Raw genomic sequence first — 26,347 nt, 5'->3', positions numbered from 1 at the left:
GATTCATTTTATCGAAATAATCATCTTTATCGATTTGTGAAATCATAATAAGATATAACTATTCGGGAATAATACTAGAAAACTTTAAGGAAGAAGGGATCACCAACATGTCAATAGCCGTTATTTATGGTGGAAATCGTCCGAATGGCAATGCAGAAACGTTAACAAAATTAGTCACTCAAGATTTAAAAGTTGAAGAAATTTATCTAAAGGATTATTCAATTCTACCTATAATAGATAAACGCCATACAGAGGAGGGTTTTTCTACAGTCAATGATGATTATAATTCCATCATTGAACGTATACTTCCGCATGATATTCTACTATTTTCTACACCTATTTATTGGTATAGCATGACAGGGCCGATGAAAAACTTTATTGATCGTTGGTCACAAACTTTAAGAGATTCAAATTACCCCAATTTCAAGGACAATATGTCTTCTAAAAAAGCGTATGTCATTGCAGTTGGTGGTGATATGCCCTATATAAAAGGGCTACCAATGATCCAGCAGTTTCAACACATCTTTGACTTTATGGGGACATCATTTGAAGGATATATTTTAGGAGAAGGAAATAAACCAGGAGATATAGTTCAAGATTTAAAAGCGATGTCAGCAGCCGAATGTCTTAGAAAAGAACTGCAATAGCATGAGATTAAAAAAGGATTTGGACGATAAAGTTTCCAAATCCTTTTCTGTTTAATGGACCTCGTTTGGTTGAAAAGTTATTTATTTTTGCTAAGCTAGTGTAAACTGGATTTACTATCGATAAATGTGAATGATTCATAAAAATATATCGAAAAAGTTGTTTAAGAGGGGTGCGGAAATGGATATAAAGCAGCTTCAAACATTTTTAACAGCAGCAGACACATTAAGCTTTACACAAACGGCACAGCGCCTAGACTACGCTCAATCAAGTATTACTGCGCAAATTAAAACATTGGAACAAGAGTTAGGGGTTATACTTTTTGAGAGGCTTGGGAAGCGGATCATTTTAACAGAGGAAGGCAAGCGTTTCCAACAATATGCTGAAAAAATGTTAGAGCTAGATCGTGAAATGAAAAAGGCGATGTCCAATGAACAAGAACAAGTAGTGTTAAAAGTAGGGGCACAGGAAAGTCAATGTGTTTATCGACTTCCAAGCATTTTGCAGCAATTTCAACAGGCGCATCCCCATGTGAAAATTATATTTAAGCCTGTGCATACGACTGACATTGCCAAGGAGTTATTGCAATCAGGTAAGTTAGATGTGGCCTTTATTACAGATACATATCAGGAAACAGCGATGCTACATCGAGAACGTTTACTCGAAGAACAGCTTATTTTTGTGAGTGCCTCGAAAGCTAGAAGAGAGCCTCTCGTCGCTTCTCATCTTTCAACAGAAACCATGCTACTAACGGAAACGGGGTGCTCCTATCGCAATCATTTAGAAGCACAGCTACAGCAGGAAAATATTTTGCCTCTACAAATGATAGAGTTTGCGAGCATAGAAGCGATTAAGCAATGTGTGATGGCTGGTTTAGGTATTACATTTTTACCGAGAATGGTCGTAGAAAAGGAATTAGCAAATGGACAATTAGAGGAAATTCACTCGACAATCAACTTAGCACCAATCTTTACAGACATTGCTTGGCATAAAGATAAACATATGCAGCCTTGCCTTCTAGATTTTATTGCCATAGCCAAGGAGCAATATAAAATTTTTGGTGCTCAAAAAAGAGCCTGAACGAATCAGACTCTTTTGTGTACTATTGTTGTTTTAGTGTACCAGAATAATTGGTGCCTTCACTACGCTCTGCACGGCAATCCACTTCTGTAACTTTCAGCGCATTATTTGTTAATCGCTCTAGCTCAACGACACAACGATTGCCGTTAGAGGACTTATTCATTAATGCCTTATTCGAACTTGTTATCGTGGCAGTTCCGTTGACTTTCCCTGTAGCTGTCCCATCATTCGCAGTTAAAGCAATGGAAAAGCTATTGCTTGTGGCGTTTGAAATGATAGCATCTCGACGGTTAAAGTCATTTGTTCCTTTACCCCATTTATAATAATACGTATAAACCCCTTCCCAAGCACTCTTGCTAGGTGTAGTTTGTTGCATTGATTTATCGAGCTGATTTTGGGCATTTTTAGCACGAGTGTTTAACGATAATTTGTTGGCATTGTCTTGAATGGCTTGTGCATCCCCTGAAATTTCATAAAAATTTCGTTCATCCATGCGATACAGCATTGTCACAACCTGTGCTCGTGTCATATTGTTGGTCACACCATAAAACTTTTGTAAATTACGGTCTTCATACTGTGGGTTTTGCCCAGAAGAAATATAGTAATCAAGTAAAAATTGAATAGATGAATCTAATCCTTTTTTTCCACTGGCTAAATGAGTAATAGCCTGTGCCACGACACCACGCTTCACGGTAGCAGCTCGTAGCCGATTATCGAAATAGCCGTTTAAAGGGACACCATAGCTAGCAAGCTGGTTATAAAATTCATCCGACCAGATGGCAGAAGGGGTCTGTTTTTTTAATTCATCGATGGGAGATTCAAGCTCGTAAAAGATAGCTAAAAGTTTAGCTAATTGCTGTTCGGTAATAGTAGCATTCGGTTTAAATGTACCATCAGCAAAACCATTCACAATATCATATTCTTCTGCCCATAAGATAGCTTCATAGGCATAATGATCCTCTGACACATCTTTAAAACCAGCAGCTTGTACATTGCTTGCACTGCCTACGATAAGAATGGAAAATAATAATATACCTATTAATTTTTTCATTTGTCATCTTCATCCTTTCCTGCTCGATATGTTAATAGTTTGCAGGAAATGGATAAAAACTGCAAATTTTTCTTAATAAAAAAATAATCGCTACCCTCTACAGGGGAAGCGATTATTTAGTGTTATTTATTGGGCAGTATAGCCACCATCCACCGTTAATGTGTTGCCTGTCATAAATGTTGAATCATCGCAGGCCATGAATAAAACGGCTTTTGCCATTTCCTCTGGTTGACCTAAACGTTGCATGGGTGTTACTTGACGTAATGGCTCTTTGCTTTCTTCAGGAATAATCGGTGTATCAATAAAACCAGGGCAAAGGGCATTGACACGGATGCCGCGCGTAGCAAACTCTAGTGCTAGTGAACGTGTTAAGTTGATAACGCCACCTTTCGCTGCATTATAGGCTGCAGACCCTGGTGAACCAACCCATCCATACATGGAGGCAGTATTGACAATTGTCCCGCCTTGCGCTTTTAGCATTTCCTTAATGGCAGCCTGTGCCATTAAAAATACACCATCTAAATCTACATTCACTGTTTGACGCCATTCTGCATAAGGTAACTCCTCAGTTGGCGTTACTCGTCCAATTCCTGCATTATTAAATAGAACATCGACTTTGCCAAATGTCTCTAGTGTTGTTTGATAAATAGCGGCCACTTCATTTTCATCTGTTACATTCGCTTTAATAAAGAGAGCCTCTGCTCCGCCTGCCTGCAGTTGGGCTGCAAATGCTTGGCCTTTTTCTTCATTAAGATCTACAAGTACTACTTTAGCACCTTCTGCTACAAATAATTCAGCAGTTGCTGCACCAATTCCTGAAGCACCACCTGTAATAATTGCGACTTTATCTTGTAATTTCCCCATATATGACACTCCCATAAAAGTAAATTTTCTTGCACACTGTGTCAATCACGGTGTACTTTTATTGTAAAACTCTATAAAACAGAAACAATCATTAATGTTATGGCAAGTGTCTAACTAGTAGACATATCTATATAAAATGTCTAAAAGGGAGGAAGAAATAGTGACAAAATGGACACAAAGACAGGAAAGAACCCGTCGTCATTTTTATAGCACTTTAGTTGATTTAATTAAAAAAAAAGGATTTCAGGCAATTACAGTAAAGGATATTGTAGAACAAGCAGGCTATAATCGTAGTACTTTTTATGTGCATTTTCAGGATAAAGTTGAGCTAGCAGAAAATTTGCTAGAGCAGATGTTGAATGGACTAGAACAAGCAGTGGGGGAACCATATTTATTTGGTGAAAGAGTGTACACAACGAAGCTCAAAGCTCCTTCATTTAATATTATTCATTACATGTATCAGAATCGTACATTTTTTGAGCTATTAAATTTTGAAGATACGATTCCTGGATTGCATACGCGCATGCCTTTGACGATTACTAAAATTTATCAAGAGCAATTTAACTTTGAGACCATAAACAATCAACCAGTGAATATGGATATGTTCAAACATTATACCTCTTACGGCTTCTACGGATTAATGATGCAATGGATTGCAACCGGCTATGAAAAATCAGAAGAAGCTTTAATAAAAGACGTCATTGAATTGACTCGGACGCATATTTATGCATTTGAATATATAGGAAAACCGCTAGCAATCAACGATTGACCGTATTTAATATCACTATTTTATAAAAAATCTCTAATCATAGCATTAGAGATTTTTTTGTTTGGGCGAAAGTAAATTTTCCTCTAGAAAAAAATTTTTTTAAAGAAATTTTCATAAAGTAGTTGAATTATTTTTGTTTTAAGCATATATTTTTCCTAAGGGAAACAAAATATCTCTAAAGAAAGAAGAGTGCGTGAATGAAAGAGTTAGGTGAATTCAAGCTGACGATTCTTCCAATGGTTGTTTTATTACTTCTTACGATTCTTTGGAAACTTACAGAGTCTGTAGGAGCAGGCATAATATTAATCCTTTTCTGGATGAGCTGGCGCCAGTTTATTCGGAAAATTATATAAATAAAGTGGCAGTATGAGAAAGAGCGATGCATGTAATGATGCAAGTCTGACAAGGCGGGCGTAGCCGAAAGATTTAATAAGGCATGTCCGCCACCCCCTTTATAGGTGCAGCATGACCGCTTTTTTTCAAGCAATGACTAATAAAATGAAAGTAGAGGTAAGTCAATGAAACAATGGTTAGGTGTATTCGTACTATCACTCTCACTTCTGTTATTCGGTTGTTCAACTGAAGCAGATGGAGAAAAAAAAGGAATTGTTGTCGCCACAACAGGACAAATTGCAGATGCTATAAAAGAAATTAGTGGCGATCATTTACAAGTATCAGCATTAATGGGACCAGGGGTTGACCCCCATTTATACAAGGCTACCCAAAGCGATTTATCGAAATTGGATAAGGCCGAAGTTATTTTTTACAATGGTTTACATTTAGAAGGACAGATGCTCGACATTTTTGAACAAATGGCAAAAGATAAAACCGTGTTAGCTGTTGGGGAAACATTAGATACTAAGCAATTACTTGCTAGTGATAGTGATGCCATGCTACATGATCCTCATATATGGTTCGATATTGAACTTTGGAAGGGAGTTGTCCAAGCAATCAGTTTGCAACTCCAAGAAGAATACCCAGAATTCAAAGAGGATTTTCAACAGAATGAAATGTCTTACTTAAAAAAGCTAGATGATTTACAAAGCTATGCAAAAAAACGTGTCGAAGAAATTCCAGAGCCGCAAAGGATTTTAGTAACTGCCCATGATGCTTTTAATTATTTCGGTCGAAGTCAAGGCTTTGAAGTGCGTGGCTTACAAGGCTTAAGTACAGATTCAGAGTATGGAGTCAAAGACGTTCAGGAAATGGTTGATTTCTTAGTCGCTCATAAAATCAAGGCAATTTTTATCGAGTCTAGTGTATCTGATAAAGCGATGAAGGCGGTTATAGAAGGGGCTAAAGAAAAGGGACATGACATTGTGATCGGTGGAGAACTATTTTCGGATGCAATGGGTGCGGAAGGCACAACAGAAGGTACGTATATAGGGATGTATCAATATAACATCGACACAATTGTCGATGCATTAAAGTAGGTGGATAAAATGGATGCATTAACAGTGGAAAATCTTTCAGTAGCTTATGATAAGAAAACAGTATTGGAAAATGCCTGTGTGACGGTTCCTAAAGGTCATCTAGCTGCGATTATCGGGCCAAATGGTGCCGGAAAATCAACGTTTTTAAAGGCTATATTAAACCAACTTCCAAATAAAGTTGGAAAAGTAGAAATTTTAGGAAAAATCTTTGAGCCAAAAAGTTTAGTAGTTGGGTATGTACCACAGCGAAATGCCGTTGATTGGGATTTCCCGACAAATGCTCTCGATGTTGTGTTAATGGGGAGATATGGTCATACAGGTTTATTTAAAAGACCGACGAAACAGGATAAACTAGTCGCTCGGCAAGCATTAGCAAGTGTAGGGATGCTGGACTTTGCAGAGCGTTCTATAGGTCAGCTTTCGGGTGGACAGCAGCAGCGTGTATTCCTAGCAAGAGCTTTAGCACAAAATGCAGATATTTATTTCTTAGATGAACCATTTGCTGGGGTCGATGCTGCAACAGAAAAAACGATCATTGATATTTTAAAAGAATTAAAGGCTCAGGGAAAAAGTATTTTTGTCGTGCATCACGACCTTCAAACGGTAAAAGAATATTTTGATTATACAATTCTATTAAACAAAACGATATTAGCATCAGGTGCAACAGAAGAAGTTTTTACACCAGAACAATTGCAAAAAACATATGGTGGTAAACTATTCATGATGCAGCATGCGTAGGGAGGGATCAGGATGATAAGTGGTAACTTATTGTGGGTACTTAGTGGCACTATGTTACTCGGTATAGCTGCAGGCATAACAGGTACCTTCTCCTTCTTGCAAAAACAAAGCTTAGTGGGCGATGCTGCGGCACATGCAGCATTACCAGGCATCGCGCTTGCATTCCTCCTTACAGGACAAAAGGAATTACCAATTTTGATGCTCGGAGCGGGTATTACATCTGCTTTATCTGTGTATTGTATACAATGGATTGTGTCTTTTTCAAAGTTGAAGGCGGATGCGGCTATTGGGTTAGTACTGACCGTATTTTTTGGCATCGGTGTTGTGTTTTTAACTGTTGTTAACAGAAGTCCAATTGGAAACCAGAGTGGTCTTAATAACTTTATTTTTGGTAAAGCCGCAACGATGACAAAGGCTGATTTAATGTGGCTGTTCATCAGTGCAGCCGTAATTATTTTAGTTAGTCTGTTCTTTTATAAGGAATGGAAATTACTCATCTTTGATCCTGTTTATGCAAAAGGGATTGGCTTACCGATTGAGGCTTTAAAGGCTACGCTAACCGTATTAATTGTCATGACGATTGTTACAGGTATCCAAGCTGTAGGTGTAATATTAATGTCAGCTTTATTAATTATCCCTGCTGCAAGCGCCAAATTATGGACGAAAAAACTGAGTACGATGCTCCTGTTGAGTGCAGCGATTGGAGGTATTTCAGGTGTTACAGGTACTTTTATTAGCGCGATTCGAACAGGATTATCAACTGGTCCAATTATCGTTCTAGTGGCGGCTGGTATATTCTTTATCTCCTATTTTATAAGTCCTGCTGGTCAAATTAATCAATATCGTAGAAAAATGCAATTTCGAAAGCAGGGTGATATAGGATGATAGAGTTTTGGGTTGTATTAACTGGCTTATTAGTGGGTGTAACATGTGGGATTGCAGGCGTTTTTCTTATTTTGCGTAAAATGTCTATGATAGCCGATGCCATTAGCCATACTGTCCTCTTTGGTATTGTGATGGCCTATATCATTACCCAATCATTGAATGGCTTTTGGATGCTAATAGGTGCAGCAGTTGCGGGTATTTTAACTGCTTATCTCGTACAATTATTACATTCTTCTGGTATTCAAGAAGATGCAGCGATAGGGGTGGTATTTACATCCTTATTCGCGGCGGGTGTCCTGCTCATTACATTATTTGCAAGTAATGTCCATTTGGATGTAGAGCATGTTTTAATGGGAGAAATTGCTTTCGTTCCATGGGATCGATGGACGGTTTTAGGTCTAGCCATGCCTAAGGCTGTATGGATGCTTTTACTCGTATTAGTCATCAATATTGTATTTTTGCTACTATTCTTTAAGGAAATGAAGCTTGCAACCTTTGACCCTGTCTATGCCGCAACAATTGGTATACCCGTAGTCTTTCTCCACTATGGATTTATGACCTCGATTTCATTTACAACGGTTGCAGCATTTGATAGCGTAGGAGCCATTTTAGTCGTTGCCATGCTAATTGGACCAGCCGCAACTTCTTATTTAATTAGTAAGACGATTAAGCAAATGTTTATCTACAGTATGCTCTTTGGTGCTGGTGCTTCTGTCATTGGCTATTATTTAGCGAAGCTATGGGATACCTCTATAGCAGGGATGATGGCCACAACTGTAGGCTTATTATTTATCATTACATTAATTAGTCAAAAAATAATCGAGCGCAGAAGAAAAGCGCTTGTGCATAAACTAGAACTATCATAATAAAAAACATCGTTTGATACTTTCATCAAACGGTGTTTTTTGCTTGAATAATTCAAACTTTTGGATGAGTATTTTTTATAGGAAAAATAGTATACTCTTTAAAAAAGATTGAATTGGGTGGAATGGCATAGAAGCTAGTAATATTTTTTTATATCGCTATGTACGAATATTTAAAATTTTGTTACGATAGGTTTTATGACATTGTAAGATCAACGAGGAGAACAGCATGTGGCGAAATCGAAATGTATGGATTATTTTATTAGGTGAATTTGTCGTAGGTCTAGGCTTGTGGGCTGGTATTATTGGAAATCTCGCCTTTATGCAAGAGGTAGTACCTTCAGACTTTCACAAATCATTAATTATTTCTTGTGGGATTTTAGCGGGCTTGGTCGTAGGGCCTATGGCTGGTCGCATTATTGATCAATCGAAGAAAAAAACAGTTGTACAAATGGCAAGTATTGGGCGAATCGTGAGTGTTTTATTTATGTTTATCGCACTTTATACCAATTCGGTCGTATGGATGATTTTATTTTTAATTACATTGCAAATAGCAGCTGCCTTTTATATGCCTGCACTGCAATCGATTATTCCAATGATTGCAAAGGAGCAAGATTTAATTACGCTAAATGCTTGGCAAATGAATGCTAGAACTATTTCTAGAATCATCGGCACGGCCGCAGCAGGATTTATGCTAAGCTTTTTTGATTTAAAGTGGTTATATATCATTTCATTCATCGTTTATATCGTCATGTTTGTGATTACTAGCTTATTACAACTAGATGAAACGACAAATGAAACAGTAACGAATAAAGAAAAAGGAAACTTTAAAGAGGTATTACCGATGGTAAAAGAGCATCCAATGGTTCTAATGACTTTGGTTCTTATGTTAATTCCAACGTTATTTTTAGGCTCTTTTAATTTAGTCATTATGAAAATTTCGGAAATGCATCAATCTACAACGATTTCAGGTTTGTTGTATACAGTGGAGGGGATTGGCTTTATGCTAGGTGCTGCAGGCTTAAAAATAATTGCTGATCGAGTACAAATGGGTACGCTCCTCTTTACATTGGCATTTATTATTGGATCTATGGAGCTCTTGCTGTTACTAGCAGATATCAAACTTTTTGCTTTAGTAGCTTTTGGGGTATTTGGCTTTACAGTAGGCTGTTTCTTCCCAACTACTATGGTTATTTTTCAGAAACAGGTTCCTAAACAATTCCATGGGCGTTTTTTCTCTTTCCGAAATATGATCGATTCGGTGGTCTTTCAGGTCGTGCTGTTGTCTACAGGTATGATGCTAGATTTAATTGGCTTAAGTGGAATGGGGCTTGTGTTCGGCATTATTAGTTTAAGCTTAACGACGACATTTTTATTGTATTCTAAGAAGAAGAAAGTCGTTATGCATGCCCTCTAGTCCTATTGAAAGAACATGTTTTTAAAACATGTTCTTTTTTTGTGCTTAAATAATGGTTTTCTTCGTAACATTAAGTACTTGACAATGGTAAAATAAAGAATTAAGATTCAACTATTCAATAAATTAATTGAATAGTTGAAAGGTGGGACTCGAAATTGCATGAACGACATTTAAAGGACTTGTTATATCAAGAGTTCGCTAGAATTGGCAAAAGTTTATCCAGTCCTAAACGATTAGAAATACTTGATATTCTCTCTCAAGGTCCAAAGTCTGTTGATGCATTAGCTAAAAGTACAGATATGTCCGTAGCTAATGTGTCTCAGCATTTAAAGACACTTTTTAATGCCAGATTAGTAAAGTTTTCAAAGGAAGGTAATTTTGTTATTTACGAATTGGCAGATGAAGTGATTGCTAAATTCTTAACAACATTACATGCACTATCTGAAAAGCAATTGATTCAGGTTCAACAAATAAAAGAAGAATTTTTTAATGAGCATCTTGGCATAGAGGGGGTATCGCTTTCGGATCTCGTAACACGGATGGATAAGGGAGAAGTGCTATTACTCGATGTTCGACCAAAAGAAGAATTTGAACAAGCACATATTCCAGGAGCCGTTTCTATGCCTATCGAAGAGTTAGAGGATCAATTAGCTACAATACCAACTCATGTTGATATTGTAGCTTACTGTAGAGGGCCTTATTGCTTAATGTCAGCCGAAGCTGTAAAAATGTTGAAGGAAAAAGGGATCAAGGCTTTCCGGCTAGAAGAGGGTGTTTTAGATTGGCAGAGGTTGGCTGGAGAATAACGTAGTGCTAGCTGGAATGAAATATAGGGGCAAATAAAATCTTGTGCAAACTAGAAAGAGGGGGTAAAGAATGTCTGGAAAAGTGGAAGTCACGATAGAATCATATATAGAGTCACCAGAAAAACTAAAAAGCTTATACAGGCGTGTATTAATCGTAGTGAGCCTATCTCAAATATTTGGGGGAGCAGGGCTGGCAGCTGGTATTACAGTAGGTGCTTTATTAGCTCAACAAATGCTTGGAACTGATGCTTATGCAGGAGTACCATCCGCATTATTTACGTTAGGGTCAGCTGGTGCAGCTTTCATTGTTGGTAAATTATCACAACGTTATGGCCGTCGAACAGGATTATCTACTGGCTTTATTGTTGGAGGGCTAGGAGCCATTGGAGTCGTCATGGCTGCGATATTTAATAGTGTTAGTATGCTGTTTATCTCTCTATTAATCTATGGAGCTGGAACTGCAACCAATTTACAGGCACGATACGCAGGTACAGACTTAGCGAATGACAAACAACGTGCGACAGCTATTAGTACGACTATGCTTATGACAACATTCGGCGCAGTTTTAGGTCCCAATTTAGTAGAATTGATGGGAAAAGTGGCGCTATCGATTGGTATTCCCGCGCTTGCTGGTCCTTTTCTATTATCTGCTGCTGCTTTTATAGTAGCAGGACTTGTTCTATTTGTGATGCTGCGTCCTGATCCCTTAGAAATTGCTAAAGGAATAGAGGCACATAAGCAAAAATATGCTCAGGAACATCAAGTACAGTCCACACATCCAATAGGGAATAAACGTGGCCTGGCAGTAGGGGCAACCGTGATGGTTTTAACACAAATTGTTATGGTAGCGATTATGACGATGACACCCATACATATGAAACATCATGGACATGGTTTATCGGAAGTAGGCATTGTTATTGGATTTCATGTAGGTGCTATGTATCTGCCATCGCTTGTAACAGGTATTCTTGTTGATAAAGTTGGACGAACAGCCATGAGTATTGCCGCCGGTGTTACGTTGCTACTAGCGGGTTTATTAGCGGCATTCGCTCCAAGCGATTCGATGATTTTATTAATAGTAGCACTTTCTTTACTAGGGTTAGGCTGGAACTTCGGTTTAATTAGTGGTACCGCACAAATCGTTGATGCGACCGAGCCGTCTACACGAGCCAAAACACAAGGGAAAATGGATGTTTTTGTAGCATTGGCAGGGGCGTCTGGTGGTGCTCTTTCAGGGATGGTCGTAGCGAATGCTAGTTATGCGGCATTGTCCTTAGCAGGAGGGCTATTGTCGTTACTGCTCATTCCCGTAGTGATTTGGTCTAGAAGAGCAGTTTAATATAATGGGAGAAGGAGACTGGAACTAAACTAGTCCTCCTTACGCCTAGTGGAAAAAAATCTTACCCTTTCATTTGTGGGGTAAGATTTTTCTATCGGAACTATTTTGATTGTTTTGCGTCAGTATGTAAAATCGTTAGAAAGCAAAGAGTAGGTACACAGTGTGGATTTAATAACAAATAAATTAATAATGATTGCCTTGTTTATTTTAATCATTCATGCCATTGAAACGCTTGCCTATGCGGTACGTTTATCTGGAGCGCGTGTCAGGTTACTAGCATCTGCTTTAGCTCTTTTTAATGTAATGGTCATGGTTTCACGGCTCGCTAATATGATGCAACAGCCATTTACGGGTAGTTTGGTCGATACTGCACCTGTGGACGATGCCTTGACACATGTAGAACAGCAGTTTCGAATCATTATTGGAGCGGCATCTCTTGGTACACTCATAGGTATCTTACTCATCCCAACTTTCGTAGCCATTTTTTCAAGAGCTATCGTCCATTTGGCTGAGGAAAGGGGCTCCATCCCAGCATTAATGAAAAAGGGTTTTACGTATGAATATGTAAGACGTGGCTTGAAGCATATTCATACGCCCCGATTTACCTATTTAAAAGATATTGGATTACGAGATATCCCTCTACAATTATTTATTACGAATATAGTCATTACGGCAATCTATACTATCGGCGTTTTATCTGCTTTGTATGCAACTTTATTAGTACCGGAATTAAAAACAACTGCCGTTATGGCATCTGGTTTAATTAATGGCATAGCGACCATTCTGTTAATTTTATTCATTGATCCAAAAATCTCCATTCTAGCCGATGATGTAATTAATAAAAGGGGAAGCTATTTAGATTTAAAAAAAGCCTCGGTCATGATGATGTTTTCAAGATTTTTAGGGACGATTGTGGCACAGTTATTATTCATTCCTGGAGCGCATTATGTGGCATGGTTTGCCAAGCTAATTGCCTAATTGAAGTTGAGAGCATGTATAGGCAAAAAGGAAAGATCTAAGTCCGGTATGTTGCGAACTTAGATCTTTTGTGCTGAACGTAGGGCTCTTTACTACTTTTTAAAATATGTAGGATCAAGCTGGAGAATAATTGTATTTTTATCATAGAAATCAGGCGATTTAAACTTTTCTTCATAGGTAAATCCGGGTTGATTGTTAATAAAGGCTAACCAATCCATTTCAATTTCATGTACTCCTTTTCCGTATACTTCTTCTATTTTATTTGCCAAGTCCTTCTTATCGTATATGTTTTCAAATTTTTCGAGTCCATAGGTATCAATTAAATATTTAACAAATGAAGCTGCGTGAGTATAGCTCATCCATCTAAGTGTATTCAACTCATTTAGATTTGTAAGATTTGGGCGGAAATAGGCATCGTCTTGATATGGATCTATTAATTTGCTAATGGGAATTAATTTATCTGAATCCATAAAATACTTCATATACTTTTCGATATCATATTCACTTTTACTAAATTGTTCGTCCATATAGACCGCATAACCCTCTTGTGTAAAATAACCATGATCAGTATCAAAATTGCCCCCATAACCAAGTAAGGAATGTGTCATTTCATGAACAAGTGGATAAAAACCTTCTTGACTGATAGCTAATTCTATTCTCGATGCAAAACCCCATGATTCAGTGTCTTCCCCATTTAGAAATATTGTTATTTGCTCAGATGGAACATATGATGTATGGATGGATTGCATAATATCATCATAAGCCTTTAGGATTTCATCTTTTATCGTATCCACAGTTTCTTTCGGAGCCTCGATGTTATTCATAATTTTAAAGGTAAGTTTACCATCTGCTGTTACCACGATATTTTCATCCATTTTTTCTTCTTGTAGTTGCTCTTTAGGAACTACATTCTCCTGAGAGCAGGCTGCTAATAAGCATATAATAAAGATAAGGGAAAAGCCTCTAATTTTAAACATATGACCTCCAGAAAAATCAGTATTTTCTAATAATACGAGCCGAAAAACCAAAAGTTTCATTTTATGTAAAAATAAAAGGAATTAGAGAAGGGTGTTCTTTTTCTTAATGGAAGTTTTTCTCTTAGAAAGGAGAGTCATGTAGGCGAGAAGTGAAGTTCATTTATAGTATAATAGGGTTGACTTTTATATTGGAAAAGAGGGAACGGATGTATGACGACTATACTTGTTGCTGACGATGATGCGAATATTCGCGAGCTTGTATGCCTGTTTCTGCGCAAGGAAGGATTCGCAACAGTGGAAGCCGAAGATGGTAAGGCAGCATTATCCATCTATCACTCAACACCTGTTGATCTTGTAGTGCTTGATATTATGATGCCAACGATGGATGGTTGGACTTTATGTAAGGAGCTACGGAGAGCAAATGCTGAAATCCCATTACTTATGCTGACGGCAAGAGGTGAAACATGGGAAAAAGTCAAGGGCTTTGAGCTCGGTACAGATGATTATTTGACCAAACCATTCGATCCTTTAGAATTGACGGTACGTGTAAAGGCTTTATTAAAGCGCTACAGGATTGGCTACTCGCAGACCATTAAGCTCGGTGCTATTACCCTTGACCGTCAGACCTATAAAGTTATGACAAGAACGGATTCGATTACGTTGCCACTGAAAGAGTTCGAATTATTATATAAGCTAGCCGAAACGCCTGGACAGGTTTATACACGTGAACAGCTGATCGATCAAATCTGGGGAATAGATTATGCTGGCGATAATCGAACAATTGATGTACATATAAAGCGCTTGCGTGAACGCTTCGCGATGATAGCTGATTTTCATATTGAGACGATACGAGGTCTTGGGTATAGGTTAGAGGTTGATGAATGATTAAATCTTTATATACACGTGTAGTGTTGACATTTCTTGTTGCGGTCATTGGGGGGACAGTCGTTTCCTTCTTCGTAGCCACATGGCTATTTAAAGATAAATTGAATGAGTACTTACAAATCCCCTTGCTGAATTTTGGACAGGACATTGTCTTAATTTTTGACACAATGCCTTTTCAGGAGGCAGACAATTTACTTAGCCAAATGAATCAACTGAAATCGTATGATGTCTATGTTTATGATGAAGCAGGGAAGTTGAAGGCTTATGGAGATGCTCCAAGCGATAAATTAGTTGACGTGACTAAGACGCAAGTTCGAGACGTGTTGGATGGTAAAGTTGTGCAAGTGAATCCGAACGTTTCTTCAGGACTTGTCGGTATGCCTTTAACAACTGACAAAGGAACCAAAGCGATGTTTATCGAACCAAAAGCTGTCTCCTCTGCCTCTTTTGCGCTCACGGTAATTTTAAATTTTTCCACATATGCGCTAGTTATAGGCAGTGTAGTATTTCTAATAGCGGCTATGTTTTTAGTGAGACCGATTAAAAAATTAACAAAAGCCACGAGACATATAGCAGGTGGAGATTTTAATGTCGAGCTCAACATTAAACAATCAGGAGAATTAGGTGTTTTGGCCAGAAGCTTTGAAGAAATGGCTTACGATTTGCAGCAATTAGAGCAAATGAGGAAAGAGTTTGTCTCGAACGTATCCCATGAGGTTCAGTCACCCCTTACCTCAATATCTGGCTATGCTCTGGCACTAAAGCAGGTAGACTTAACGGATGAGGAAAAAAACCGTTATCTTGATATTATTATGGCTGAAGCTCAACGAATGTCTAAAATGAGTGATAGTCTATTAAAACTAAGTTTACTTGAATCTAAGGCACCGCCGATGCAGCCTGTGTCGTTGAGCCTAGATGAACAAATTAGACGTGTAATCGTCGCAATCCAGCCACAATGGATGGCTAAAAACATCCATTTTAACCTCCAGTTGCAGTCGATGTATGTCATGGCAGATTACGACCAATTAAATCAGGTATGGACAAATCTTCTTACGAATAGTATTAAATTTTCAAAGGATGGCGACACGATAAAGATCAGCATGTCACAAGAGGCTCATCATGTGTTAGTTCGCATAACAGATACGGGCATTGGCATTTCTCAAGAGGATCAGAAGCGGGTATTCGAGCGATTTTTTAAGGCGGATCGTTCCCACAGTCCAAAATATGAGGGAAGTGGGATGGGACTTGCTATTGTGAAACAAATCGTTTCCTTGCATAAAGGGGACGTTCGGGTGGAGAGTGAGCTTGGACAAGGAACGACATTTATTGTTACATTGCCAATCACAGCCCTTTAAAAGATAAATGTTAGGATTCCTATGTAGCTATTCACATAGGATATCGTAACATTTTTTTATTGTTCATATTGTGTTCATATTACCGTCATTGGGAAGACATCTTCGTCCTTTACACTGTTGTTAACGGCTCATAAGGTAGCTGTTAACAACAGTGTAAAGGAGGCAGGCACGAGTAAAGGTGAACCCCCTCGTGCGTCAAACATGAAAAAATTTACTAGAATCTTATTGAAATCGATAGCGATTATAGGTGCAATAGGATTGCTACTACTCGCTATTGTTTTTACAGTTAACATTATTTGCAACAAAATAGAACAAGGTAAAATAGAACCCTATGGTCAGCTCGTTGCTGTTAATGGAGAAAATATGAATATTACTATTCAAGGGAAGGGGACAGAAACCATTGTCTTACTACCAGGCTTCGGAACAGCAGCTCCAACGCTTGATTTTCAGCCACTGATTGAGGAACTAGCTCCACACTATAAGGTAGTTTCTGTAGAGCCTTTTGGCTATGGGCTAAGCGATGATACTAAGAAAGAGCGCAGCACAGAGAATATAGTTAGTGAGATTCATGAAGCGCTACAGACATTAAAAATTGACAAGTATATGTTAATGGGACATTCGATAGCAGGGATCTATGGACTCGATTATGTCAATAAATATCAGGATGAGGTAACTGCATTTATCGGAATTGATAGCAGTGTCCCTACTCAGGGTGGTATGGATACGGAGTTCCCAATTAAGTCGTTACAGTTTCTAAAAAAATCAGGCATTGCTCGAGTAGCTCTAAAATTATCGGGAACTGATCCATATGCTGGATTACCTTATGACGATGAAACAAAAGAGCAAATTAGGATGATTACCCTTAAAAACTTTTATAATACGAGTACTTCCAATGAACTAAAGGGGATATATCAAAAATTTAAAGAAGCAGAAAACCTTACATTCCCTAAAGATTTACCTCTATTGTTATTTGTTCAGGCGAACAACAATGATGGAATTGAGAAAAACTGGATACCACTCCATGAAGAGCAAGTCAAAAATTCAGTGCATGGCAAAGTCATTATAATGGATGGAGATCATTACTTACACCATACAAAATCACGAGAAATTGCTGAAAACTTGAAGATATTTATGGAAAATTGATATTTATAGCATCTTACCTCTTAGTTATTAGAGGTAAGATTTTTTATTACATGCTTTTTTTGTAATCCATACTTCGATAAATGTTGAATTACTTCCTGTTTATAATCGATATAAAGTGATTAAATCAGGTAAGGAGAAATTTGTATGAAAAACTATCAATTTATTGCACTATTAGTAGTTACGACCTTTTTAATGGGTTCATCTTTTGCCATCGTAAAACTAGGACTACCCTATTCATCCCCATTATTATTGGCTGCATTGCGTTTTATATTGGCAGGGATCATTATGACTATCGTTGTTAGGTTCTTTAAAAGACCACATCCAACCACAAAGGAAGGGTGGTTCAAGTTATTGATGATTGGAGTCTTTCAAACGGCTGGAGTGATGGGGTGTATTTTTCTAAGTCTACGTACCATTTCAGCAAGTGAGTCTTCTATATTAACATTCACAAACCCATTACTAGTTGTCATATTTGCCACTATTTTTACCAAAGTACGTTACAGGTTCCATCAATGGATAGGTGTTTTGCTCGGTTTAATCGGCGTGATCATCACAATGGGTACCCAAGTTGAATGGAAGATAGGTATTCTATTTGGATTTTTATCTGCTGTTTTTTGGGCCATTGCAACATTATTAGCCAAAAAATGGGGTCTATTATTTGATACTTGGGTTTTATCAGCCTACCAAATGCTGTTTGGGGGCTTCCTTCTTTTCCTTGCGAGTACCTTGTTAGAGCAACCATTTTTCATTGTCAATCAACAATCATTATTGATTTTAATATGGCTTAGTATCTTTTCTTCCATCATTCAATTTGCTGGCTGGTACTATCTACTTCAAAATAGCGATCCTGGAAAAACAAGTGCCTATCTGTTTTTAGCGCCCTTTTTCGGAGTTTTAACGGGATGGCTGTTATTAGATGAGCCATTACAACCATCTTTAATGATAGGAGGGCTATTCATACTGGTCGGAATTTATTTAGTAAATCGCACTTTTAGTAGAGGAAAAGACTTGAGGTAATAGCGACCTACCTCAAGTCTAGTTACTCTTTATAGCTCTATTTGAAATACCTCTTTCAATCCAATTTTACCTTTCTCCGTCACCTGAATGGCGCGAATAGAAGGGACACGAGTAAGCCAGCCAAGCTGGAATAAATGATTGAATAGCTCACTACCAAGAGCACCAGCCAAATGATAACGCCGTTCGCTCCAATCTAAACAGGCATGTGAGAAGGATCTTCTTTTCTTTTTTAATGCAGGTAAATCGATACCAAATGATGTGAAAAATAATGTGCCTTCATCTGTTAAAACAAACTGCTTTTCTTCTAATTTTAAATAGCCCGCTCGCATCATCGATTCTGTCAAATGAACACCTAATTTACCAGCCAGATGGTCATAGCAAGTTCGAGCCTCCTGCAACAATTTTATTTGGCTAGATTGTTTTAAAGATCGTATTTCAGGAGGAGGTGAAATGGCTAGGAAGGATTCAAGAAATTGAGCAATTTCCTCGTCTGCTAATTGAAAATAGCGGTGTCTACCCTGTTTTTCCACCTTTATTAGTTTTCCTTCTACTAATTTAGCTAGATGGAAGCTAGCTGTTTGAGGTTTAATAGCAGCCATATAGGCTAATTCACTAGCCGTATGGAAACGACCGTCCATCATACTAGCGAGTATTGTAGCTCTTGAAGTTTCGCCGAGGAGCGCTGCGACTTCAGCCATATTTGGATTAATTCCCATTTGTCACAATCCTTTCGTTTGCTATATTTTGATTTTAGTCAAAGTCATTATCGTTTACAATAAAAGTTATAGAGGGGGAGAAATAAATGGAAACATATTATGCAGTGATCTTTACATCACAAAGAACCGAACATGATGGGGAGGGCTATGGTAAGATGGCCGAAATAATAGATGCTTTAGCCAAGCAACAGCCTGGCTTCCTACGTGTTGAAAGTGTAAGGGATGAGGACGGAAAGGGCATTACCGTATCCTATTGGGAATCACTAGAGGCTATTCAAGCTTGGAAAGCTAATGCCAAGCATTTAACGGCCCAGCAATTAGGAAAAGAGAAATGGTACACACATTATCAAGTTGAAATTTGCCAAGTCATGAAAGAGTATTCTTTTTAATATTAAAATTAGGTAAACGAAGGAGGCAGATTTTGATGACAATTGCTGAAGAATGGCAGGAGCTTAGAAATAATTTTAATCCTTCTCAACCAATAACGGTTAACCGGATGCATATTTTTAAAGATCAATTAAAGAATGAGCCACAAACGCAAGAAACATTGAGAATACTAGTCGAGGTATATTGTTTACTAAGGATGTATCCAGAGGCGTATCGACTATTTACAGCTATTATGAATAATAAAGATAAAAAAGATCGAAAAAAATTAGGAACGCTACAAACCTACATAAATCAACCAAATTCAGTGGTTCCGTTGATGCCACAAAAGATAAGAGATCAACGGACTATCCAAACGTTCATCCCTACGTTTAAATATTTACCAAATCCAATAGAGGCGAAAATTTTTGAAACAGATGACATCGTTGAATGCGATTGTTGTCAACAGGAAGTGGATGTCTATTATACAGGTGGTATTTACGCGATAGAGGATGTTGATTATCTTTGTCCTTCTTGTATTCATAGTGGAGAAGCTGCCCGAAAATATGATGGTTCCTACCAGCAAGATTTAATTCATGATGAAAAGATTACAAATCCTACATTAGCAGAGGAAGTGCTATATCGAACGCCAGGTTATGTGAGCTGGCAAGGGAATAATTGGGTAGCCCATTGTTCAGATTACTGTGCATTTATTGGCTATGTTGGTTGGAGTGATATGGTGGAGCTAGGCATAGACGATAAGTTTGACAATTATACGGGCTTTTCGCTAGAAGAGCTTTCTGCCTCCTTAATGAATAATGGGCATCATCAGGGGTATTTATTTCAATGCCTGGAATGTGACAGCTATGTGCTTTATTCAGATTTTAGCTAATGGTTGTTTGGTAAAGGAGGTAGTAAAGTGGAACAATTTCTTCAACGGTACATGTATTCTTGGCGCTTAAACGGCTGGCTTGTTCACGATATTTTTTTAGAGGTTATCTTTGGACTGGGATTGTTCCTGCTATTATTTATAGCTATTAAACGGAAGCGTCTTATTATTTCTATCAGCTTGCTCGTCATTTATATAGTAGTAAGTAATGCACTAATGATAGTTTTCGGTTTAGCAGGACGAGGCTTTCCGATCAAATCGGACTCCTCTATTTATACAGATGAATCACAAAAAATTGCTGTCCAAATGGTGCAGGGCTCTGAAAATAATGGAACATCCAATGGCATTACACACTTGATTTCACATTATCTTATTGTAGCTGTGAATTTGGAGACAGGTGAAAAGCAATGGACAAAATCGGCTTCTTATAAAGAAACGCTTATTGGAAACTTTATGGGTGGCTTACTTATTCACCATCGAGATGGTGAGTATGGGCAATTGTCACTTTTAGATATAGAAACGGGAAAAGAAATTCTTTCTGAAAAGGAATTTCGCCAGCAGCACCAGCCATTAATAGATATTTTAAGCAATGGTGCGCAACAGATGGTAGCTTTACAACACGAACTTTATTTAGAAGGTGTCGATGGTCATTTTTATCATTATGATGGTAAGACTTTAAACAAAGATGATAAAGCCCAAAATTATATAGCTGCTCGTTTCTTTATTGAGTCGGATTTGCCAGGTTATTTTGCTACGCATCAGCATCCCTTAGATAATTATGAGGAGATTCAAGATTTTAGTCACCAGGTGTTGTCAGAGACTGCTATACGAACCTATCAAAATTTAGAGCCAAAAGTGATGGATGTAGATTTAGCCAACGGCACTGCCCTCCTTTCATATCGAAGGACTCAGCGAGAGAGTGCAGATCATCTGCTCGTGCTGTACGATATGAAAAAGCATCAATTACTATGGGAAGAGAAGATTGGTGCCATTAATTCCTATCAACAGCAGCCTAAAGTACGAACAGTGGAGAAGGGCTATATCATCCAAACAGGGGATCAGCTTATAGTCCTAGATAAACATTCAAGGGATAGGGTTGTTCAATATCACCTACGTTGGAATCGACCAATTGATGAAATGTAAATGACAGTGTGATGAAATAACTTGTGGCAAAAAATGATTTAGCTCAGGAAAGCATTATTTGCTTCTAATAAAAAAGAGTATAATTTAATAGGAAGAAACTCTGTAAAATAAGGATGGAGTAAGCTAATGAATGAGCAAATAATAGATTGGATTATTCGCTTTCAAAGGGATAAAGATATCGAAGCTCTCGCGCATTTAAAAGACTATTGCTTTGCGATGATTGAACCTTTGATTGAGGAATTTACAGAGAAGCATGGTGAAGAGGCGGGACAGTTATTACGTTTAAAATGGGATAAACGATTTTATTTTATTTTTACAAAATATCAGGTGAATGTAGGGCTCCCATTAGATACTTTTGTCCAAAATACGTATCGTTTTTATTTCATGCAAGTATTAAAAAAGGCTGGCTATTAGTGATCCGTTAAATTCGGTGAATGCTTGAAAAAAATAACAGGAAAAATAAAATCCCTTGATTTGTGTATGTATAAACAAATCAAGGGATGATTTTTTATTGATAAAGTATATCTTCTGCTAGGTGAGTAAACACTTCACCAATAATTGTATCTGCATCGTATACGGAGGAGCCCGTATTTTCTTCAGGTTGAGCAAAAGGAATATGTGCTAAAACATTAGTTTGCAATAATTCGGCTAGTTGCTCAGCGCCACCTTGTCCAAAAAGATAGTTTTTTTGACCATCTGTCCCTTCAAAATAGGCCATATTTTCAACGACACCAAGTATGGTGTGCTTGGTATGTTGAGCCATTAAACCTGCTCGGGAAGCAACGTGAGATGCAACAAGATGCGGTGTTGTGACAATCACTTCCTGTGCTTGAGGAATCATCGCCGCCATATCAATTGCCACATCACCTGTACCTGGTGGCAAATCGATGAGAAGATAATCTAATTCTCCCCAATGGGTGTTGACCAGGAAATTTCGAATCCATTTGTTGAGCATAGGTCCACGCCACATGACAGGCTGGTTGTCATTTGTAAAAAAGCCCATCGACATGATTTTGACGCCATGAACCATCACGGGAATAGCAGTTTGGTCCAGCATGGTCGGTTTTTGGTCAACATTCATCATCGTTGGTATACTGAAGCCGTAAATATCTGCATCTAAAATACCGACACGTTTCCCAAGACGGGCAAGAGCAACAGCTAGGTTGATCGTTACGGTAGACTTACCAACACCACCTTTACCACTAGTTACTGCAATAAATCGAACACCTGAATGGGGCAATAGCATTTTTGGCATCCCTTTATCTGTCACATTTTTCGCTTGTAGAGAGGCGGTTAAGGTGCGACGTTCCTCTTCAGTCATTGCCCCAAAGCTAATGATAACAGGGGAGACACCAATCGCTTTTAATGCCCCCTCCACCTCCTGCTGAATTTTTGCTTTTAAAGGGCAGCCAGGAATAGTCAAAATGATATCAAGCGATACTTGTGTACCATTGATTTGAATATTACGCACCATATTTAAGTCTATAATACTTTGGTGAAGCTCTGGATCTTCTACCTGTTTCAAGGCGTTTAGTATATTTTCTTTCGTTAACATGTAGGCACCACCTAATCTTTTAAGCCTTTACCAAGTCCTTTTAAGAAATGGACACCGAAATTGACTGCACGATTAACATCTGGATCATTTAACATTTTAACTAGCTTAAAAGCACTCACTTTTTCATCAGTTTCTAGAGCTTTGTTCGCTTCGTCTACTCCAGCATTTAAGCCTTCAATAAGTTTTGTTGTTGTTTCAGGATTTAGCTCTGTCAAGGCTCCTGCAACACCCATCAAATTATTAATGATATTCGTCACAGGCTTTCGTGTTAATTGTCCAAGTGCTATATGAGCAACATCTTCTTTCGCTTCAAGTAACTTAGTAGCGGCTTCTAATGCACCAATATCATTTAATTCTGCCATAATTGTAAATACTTGCTGAACTGCTTCTTCATGATCAGAAAGTAGTTGTTTTAGATTATCTAATTTTTGTTCTTTTAGTTGTTCTTCCGTAAATTGTTGCTTTTTTATGCTTGTAATCGGTACAGCCATGCTCTCACTCTCTTTCGTTAGTAGTTGTTAAGTGAACGTAGCCAGGACGATTCCATTTCCGTTGTACCTCGACGCCATTTTGAGGATGACGCTTTTTATAGCGTGGGTTTGTTCGAGGAAGTGGTGATTTTCCTTTTGCTTTTAGCACTTCTACTCGAACTTTCGTTTGTTTATAGGCAGGTGTTGACGTATTCACATCTGCGGCTGGACCCGTTAGGAAATTAATTGCGGAATCCTTGCTAACAGAGTTCATTGGTAAGAATAGCTCGTTACCTTGTACGCGATCTGTAACAAGAGCATTTAGCTTTAATGCACCATATGGCGATACTAAACGGAGTAGGGCACCATCCTCGATGCCTCGTTCTTTCGCTAGTTCGGGTGATACTTCTACAAAAATCTCAGGAACTTTTGATTGAATACCCTTTGATTTATTCGTTAAGTTGCCTTCATGGAAGTGTTCAAGCATACGACCGTTATTAATATGACAATCATACTGTGCCTCAAATTCAACTGGTTCCTTCCAGTCATTTAATGCAAAGCGTGCCTTTTTATCAGGGAAGTTAAATCCATCCTCATATAGTAAAGGAGTATCTTTCCCATCATGACTACCCCAGCAGAAGCTACCCCAGCCCTCTAAAACATCATAGTTGGCTTGCGAGAAAAGGGGAGATAGGCTAGCCATTTCGTCGAAGATGTCGCTTGGGTGATTGTAATGCCAGTCAGCACCAAGACGATGAGCAACTGCTTGTAGAATTTCCCAATCTGCCTTCGACTCACCAAGTGTCGGCAAAACCTGATATAGACGTTGAACGCGACGCTCTGTATTAGTGAATGTACCATCTTTTTCAAGGGAAGGAGCAGCTGGTAAAATTACATCCGCATATTGTGCCGTGCGTGATAGGAAACAATCTTGGACCACAAAGAAGTCTAATTGGGATAGCACCTCATCCACATGGTTCGCATTGCAGTCAACAAGCGCCATATCTTCACCTACTAAATACATCGCCTTCATTTTACCTTCCATAATCGCATCTAACATTTGCATATTATTACGACCTGGCTGTGGTTGAATGTTGACACCATATGCTTTTTCGAATTTAGCACGGGCTTCATCATCTGTTACTTTTTGATAGCCCGGCAATAGATTTGGTAGTGTACCCATATCACATGCGCCTTGAACATTATTATGACCGCGAAGAGGGTAAGCACCTGCACCTGGACGACGGTAGTTACCAGTTGCTAAAAGTAAATTAGAAATGGCAGCCGATGTATAAGATCCACCTGTATTTTGTGTGACGCCCATACCCCAAAGAACGCAAGTGCCGTCTGCGTCACGAATCATTTCTGCCACCTGAATGATGGTTTCTTTTGAAATTCCAGTCATTTCTTGTGCATAGTCAAGTGTATATTTTTCAAGAACTTGTTTGAAATCGTCCAAGTGTAGGACATTTTCCTGAATGAAGGCTTCATCATGCCATCCTTGATCCATCATATATTTGGTTACAGCCATTAACCATACTTGGTCAGTACCTTGCTTCGGACGCATAAATATATCTGAACGCTCAGCCATTTCATGTTTACGTATATCAGCAACAATCAGCTTTTGACCATGTAATTTATGGGCACGTTTGACACGAGTAGCCAAAACGGGATGACCCTCAGCCGGATTAGCCCCAATAATAATGACAAGACCTGCCTTGGCAATATCTTTAATTGTTCCTGCATCGCCACCCATACCTACAGTGCGCAATAAACCGTCCGTCGCTGGTGATTGGCAATAGCGAGAGCAATTATCAACATCATTTGTCTTAAACAATTGACGTGCCATTTTTTGAATTAAGTAATTTTCTTCGTTTGTAATTTTAGATGATGAGATAAAGCCAACAGAGCCAGGGCCATATTGTTGTTGAATGCCCCCCAGTTTAGTGGCAATTAAATCAAGTGCTTCCTCCCAAGAAGATTCCACAAAGGCATCAGCTTTACGGATTAATGGCTTTGTTATACGTTCTTCAGAGTTGATAAAGTCCCAACCGAATTTCCCTTTGACACAAGTAGAAATTGCATTTACAGGACCATCGGAAGGTTGTACTTTTAAAATTTTGCGATCTTTTGTCCACACTTCGAACGAGCAGCCTACACCGCAGAAGGTACAAACTGTTTTTGTCTTTTTCGTCCGTTTACTACGCATCGCTGCTTCCACCTCAGAAACAGCAAAGATACCACTATAGCCGGGCTCTACTTCTTTTATCAAACTGATCATTGGATCTAGCATATCCTGTTTAAGACCAGTCATAAATCCAGCCTCTCCCAGCATGGATTTTTCCATTAACGCATTACATGGGCAAACGGTTACACATTGACCGCAGCTGACACAGGAAGAATCATTAATCGCAACGCCAGTATCCCAAATTACGCGAGGTCTTTCTGCCTCCCAATCCAAAGATAGCGTTTCATTCACCTGTAAACTTTGACAAACCTCCACACATTGTCCACATGCGATACATTGGTTTGGATCATATCGGTAAAATGGGTGTGACATGTCCACTTCATGTGGCTCCACTTTTGGTTTGTATGGATATTTTTGATGCTCGATTTCCATTAACTCAGCTGTGTTGTGTAAAGTACAATTGCCGTTGTTATTATCACAAACTGTACAGTACAATAAATGATTTTCAAGAAGTCGATCCATCGCTTCCGTTTGTGCCGCCTTTGCTTTGTCAGAAGTTAATAATATATTCATGCCATCAACTGCCTTCGTTGAGCATGACCGAACTAATTGGCCGTTCACCTCAACGATACATGTATCACAAGTCTCGATTGGATCAACGGTAGGTACATGACAAATTTGTGGATGTGGGATGTCATGTTGATTAATGGTATCAAGGATTGTAGCTCCTTCTTTTACATCGTACGTTACGCCATTAATATGAATTTGAGTCAAGGTA

Annotated in this window: 27 protein-coding genes; 20 read left to right on the top strand and 7 right to left on the bottom strand. The window is 38.4% G+C overall.

Annotated features, from left to right (window positions below; genetic code table 11):
* The first annotated feature begins 107 nt into the window (after positions 1–107).
* Positions 108–647, top strand: a complete 540-nt coding sequence (locus MKY80_RS13625; RefSeq protein ID WP_089986347.1) for a flavodoxin family protein — start codon at positions 108–110, stop codon at positions 645–647.
* A gap of 178 nt (positions 648–825) precedes the next feature.
* On the top strand, positions 826–1,725 hold the full coding sequence (locus MKY80_RS13620; protein ID WP_008180989.1) for a LysR family transcriptional regulator: 900 nt from the start codon (positions 826–828) through the stop codon (positions 1,723–1,725).
* Between the two features lie 22 nt (positions 1,726–1,747).
* Here MKY80_RS13620 and MKY80_RS13615 read toward each other — a convergent pair whose 3' ends face one another.
* Both MKY80_RS13615 and MKY80_RS13610 read right to left on the bottom strand, forming a co-directional pair.
* Complete coding sequence (locus MKY80_RS13615) at positions 1,748–2,776, bottom strand: S-layer homology domain-containing protein (protein WP_089986348.1); 1,029 nt, start codon at positions 2,774–2,776, stop codon at positions 1,748–1,750.
* Between the two features lie 126 nt (positions 2,777–2,902).
* Entirely contained in the window at positions 2,903–3,640 is a 738-nt protein-coding gene (locus tag MKY80_RS13610) for an SDR family NAD(P)-dependent oxidoreductase (protein ID WP_089986349.1), read from the bottom strand.
* 136 nt (positions 3,641–3,776) lie between these two features.
* Between MKY80_RS13610 and MKY80_RS13605 the strand changes: the two genes are divergently transcribed.
* The 10 genes from MKY80_RS13605 to MKY80_RS13560 all read left to right on the top strand — a co-directional run bounded on the left by MKY80_RS13605 (position 3,777) and on the right by MKY80_RS13560 (position 12,868).
* Complete coding sequence (locus tag MKY80_RS13605) at positions 3,777–4,409, top strand: TetR/AcrR family transcriptional regulator (RefSeq protein WP_170844134.1); 633 nt, start codon at positions 3,777–3,779, stop codon at positions 4,407–4,409.
* 197 nt (positions 4,410–4,606) lie between these two features.
* Positions 4,607–4,762, top strand: coding sequence for a hypothetical protein (locus MKY80_RS13600; protein WP_008180975.1), 156 nt, complete (start codon positions 4,607–4,609; stop codon positions 4,760–4,762).
* A gap of 165 nt (positions 4,763–4,927) precedes the next feature.
* Positions 4,928–5,842, top strand: a complete 915-nt coding sequence (locus MKY80_RS13595) for a zinc ABC transporter substrate-binding protein (protein ID WP_008180974.1) — start codon at positions 4,928–4,930, stop codon at positions 5,840–5,842.
* 9 nt (positions 5,843–5,851) lie between these two features.
* Positions 5,852–6,580 (top strand): metal ABC transporter ATP-binding protein, encoded by a 729-nt coding sequence (locus MKY80_RS13590; RefSeq protein WP_043990773.1) that lies wholly within the window; start codon positions 5,852–5,854, stop codon positions 6,578–6,580.
* 12 nt (positions 6,581–6,592) lie between these two features.
* Positions 6,593–7,465, top strand: a complete 873-nt coding sequence (locus MKY80_RS13585) for a metal ABC transporter permease (RefSeq protein WP_090002617.1) — start codon at positions 6,593–6,595, stop codon at positions 7,463–7,465.
* Positions 7,462–8,331, top strand: a complete 870-nt coding sequence (locus MKY80_RS13580) for a metal ABC transporter permease (protein ID WP_008178609.1) — start codon at positions 7,462–7,464, stop codon at positions 8,329–8,331. The genes MKY80_RS13585 and MKY80_RS13580 overlap by 4 nt, the downstream gene beginning before the upstream one ends.
* A gap of 226 nt (positions 8,332–8,557) precedes the next feature.
* Complete coding sequence (locus MKY80_RS13575) at positions 8,558–9,745, top strand: MFS transporter (protein WP_008178607.1); 1,188 nt, start codon at positions 8,558–8,560, stop codon at positions 9,743–9,745.
* Positions 9,746–9,900: 155 nt separating this feature from the next.
* Entirely contained in the window at positions 9,901–10,551 is a 651-nt protein-coding gene (locus MKY80_RS13570; protein WP_090002618.1) for a metalloregulator ArsR/SmtB family transcription factor, read from the top strand.
* Positions 10,552–10,621: 70 nt separating this feature from the next.
* Positions 10,622–11,890, top strand: a complete 1,269-nt coding sequence (locus MKY80_RS13565; RefSeq protein ID WP_107922492.1) for an MFS transporter — start codon at positions 10,622–10,624, stop codon at positions 11,888–11,890.
* Between the two features lie 189 nt (positions 11,891–12,079).
* The gene (locus tag MKY80_RS13560; RefSeq protein WP_090002633.1) at positions 12,080–12,868 is read left to right on the top strand and encodes a lipid II flippase Amj family protein; all 789 of its coding nucleotides are present in this window, start codon (positions 12,080–12,082) and stop codon (positions 12,866–12,868) included.
* Positions 12,869–12,960: 92 nt separating this feature from the next.
* Here the strand turns inward: MKY80_RS13560 and MKY80_RS13555 are convergent, their stop codons facing one another.
* Positions 12,961–13,845 (bottom strand): hypothetical protein, encoded by an 885-nt coding sequence (locus tag MKY80_RS13555; RefSeq protein ID WP_090002620.1) that lies wholly within the window; start codon positions 13,843–13,845, stop codon positions 12,961–12,963.
* A gap of 210 nt (positions 13,846–14,055) precedes the next feature.
* On the opposite strand from MKY80_RS13555, the gene MKY80_RS13550 reads away from it, so the two are divergent.
* From MKY80_RS13550 to MKY80_RS13535, 4 genes are all read left to right on the top strand, one after another.
* Entirely contained in the window at positions 14,056–14,730 is a 675-nt protein-coding gene (locus tag MKY80_RS13550; protein WP_089986356.1) for a response regulator transcription factor, read from the top strand.
* Positions 14,727–16,085: a HAMP domain-containing sensor histidine kinase gene (locus MKY80_RS13545; protein WP_342529742.1), complete on the top strand. Its 1,359-nt coding sequence runs from the start codon at positions 14,727–14,729 to the stop codon at positions 16,083–16,085. The genes MKY80_RS13550 and MKY80_RS13545 overlap by 4 nt, the downstream gene beginning before the upstream one ends.
* 201 nt (positions 16,086–16,286) lie before the next feature.
* Positions 16,287–17,228, top strand: coding sequence for an alpha/beta hydrolase (locus tag MKY80_RS13540; protein WP_089986382.1), 942 nt, complete (start codon positions 16,287–16,289; stop codon positions 17,226–17,228).
* A gap of 144 nt (positions 17,229–17,372) precedes the next feature.
* Positions 17,373–18,245, top strand: coding sequence for a DMT family transporter (locus tag MKY80_RS13535; RefSeq protein WP_171365065.1), 873 nt, complete (start codon positions 17,373–17,375; stop codon positions 18,243–18,245).
* Between the two features lie 29 nt (positions 18,246–18,274).
* On the opposite strand, the gene MKY80_RS13530 is transcribed toward MKY80_RS13535, so the two are convergent.
* Positions 18,275–18,961 (bottom strand): helix-turn-helix domain-containing protein, encoded by a 687-nt coding sequence (locus tag MKY80_RS13530; RefSeq protein WP_008178590.1) that lies wholly within the window; start codon positions 18,959–18,961, stop codon positions 18,275–18,277.
* Between the two features lie 86 nt (positions 18,962–19,047).
* On the opposite strand from MKY80_RS13530, the gene MKY80_RS13525 reads away from it, so the two are divergent.
* The 4 genes from MKY80_RS13525 (at position 19,048) to MKY80_RS13510 (ending at position 21,770) form a co-directional block, all read left to right on the top strand.
* Positions 19,048–19,350, top strand: a complete 303-nt coding sequence (locus MKY80_RS13525) for an antibiotic biosynthesis monooxygenase (protein WP_089986358.1) — start codon at positions 19,048–19,050, stop codon at positions 19,348–19,350.
* A 35-nt stretch (positions 19,351–19,385) separates the two neighbouring features.
* A complete protein-coding gene (locus MKY80_RS13520; protein ID WP_342529737.1) occupies positions 19,386–20,216 on the top strand; it encodes a CbrC family protein in 831 nt (276 codons plus the stop codon).
* Positions 20,217–20,243: 27 nt separating this feature from the next.
* Positions 20,244–21,356, top strand: coding sequence for a PA2928 family protein (locus MKY80_RS13515; protein ID WP_107922490.1), 1,113 nt, complete (start codon positions 20,244–20,246; stop codon positions 21,354–21,356).
* A 126-nt stretch (positions 21,357–21,482) separates the two neighbouring features.
* A complete protein-coding gene (locus MKY80_RS13510; protein ID WP_008178582.1) occupies positions 21,483–21,770 on the top strand; it encodes a hypothetical protein in 288 nt (95 codons plus the stop codon).
* A 94-nt stretch (positions 21,771–21,864) separates the two neighbouring features.
* On the opposite strand, the gene MKY80_RS13505 is transcribed toward MKY80_RS13510, so the two are convergent.
* From MKY80_RS13505 to fdhF, 3 genes are read right to left on the bottom strand one after another with little or no spacing between them, the layout of a single operon-like run.
* A complete protein-coding gene (locus MKY80_RS13505) occupies positions 21,865–22,911 on the bottom strand; it encodes an Mrp/NBP35 family ATP-binding protein (protein WP_342529734.1) in 1,047 nt (348 codons plus the stop codon).
* Positions 22,912–22,922: 11 nt separating this feature from the next.
* Positions 22,923–23,402, bottom strand: coding sequence for a DUF1641 domain-containing protein (locus tag MKY80_RS13500; protein ID WP_008178578.1), 480 nt, complete (start codon positions 23,400–23,402; stop codon positions 22,923–22,925).
* Between the two features lie 4 nt (positions 23,403–23,406).
* Positions 23,407–26,343, bottom strand: coding sequence for a formate dehydrogenase subunit alpha (fdhF, locus tag MKY80_RS13495; protein WP_107922489.1), 2,937 nt, complete (start codon positions 26,341–26,343; stop codon positions 23,407–23,409).
* Positions 26,344–26,347 lie beyond the last annotated feature (4 nt).

Origin of the sequence: Lysinibacillus sp. FSL R5-0849 (assembly GCF_038595075.1) — a bacterium.
In the GTDB taxonomy this organism is placed as follows: domain Bacteria; phylum Bacillota; class Bacilli; order Bacillales_A; family Planococcaceae; genus Lysinibacillus; species Lysinibacillus fusiformis.
Note: the sequence above shows the minus strand (reverse complement) of the source record. Positions and strands in the feature narration are given on the sequence as shown.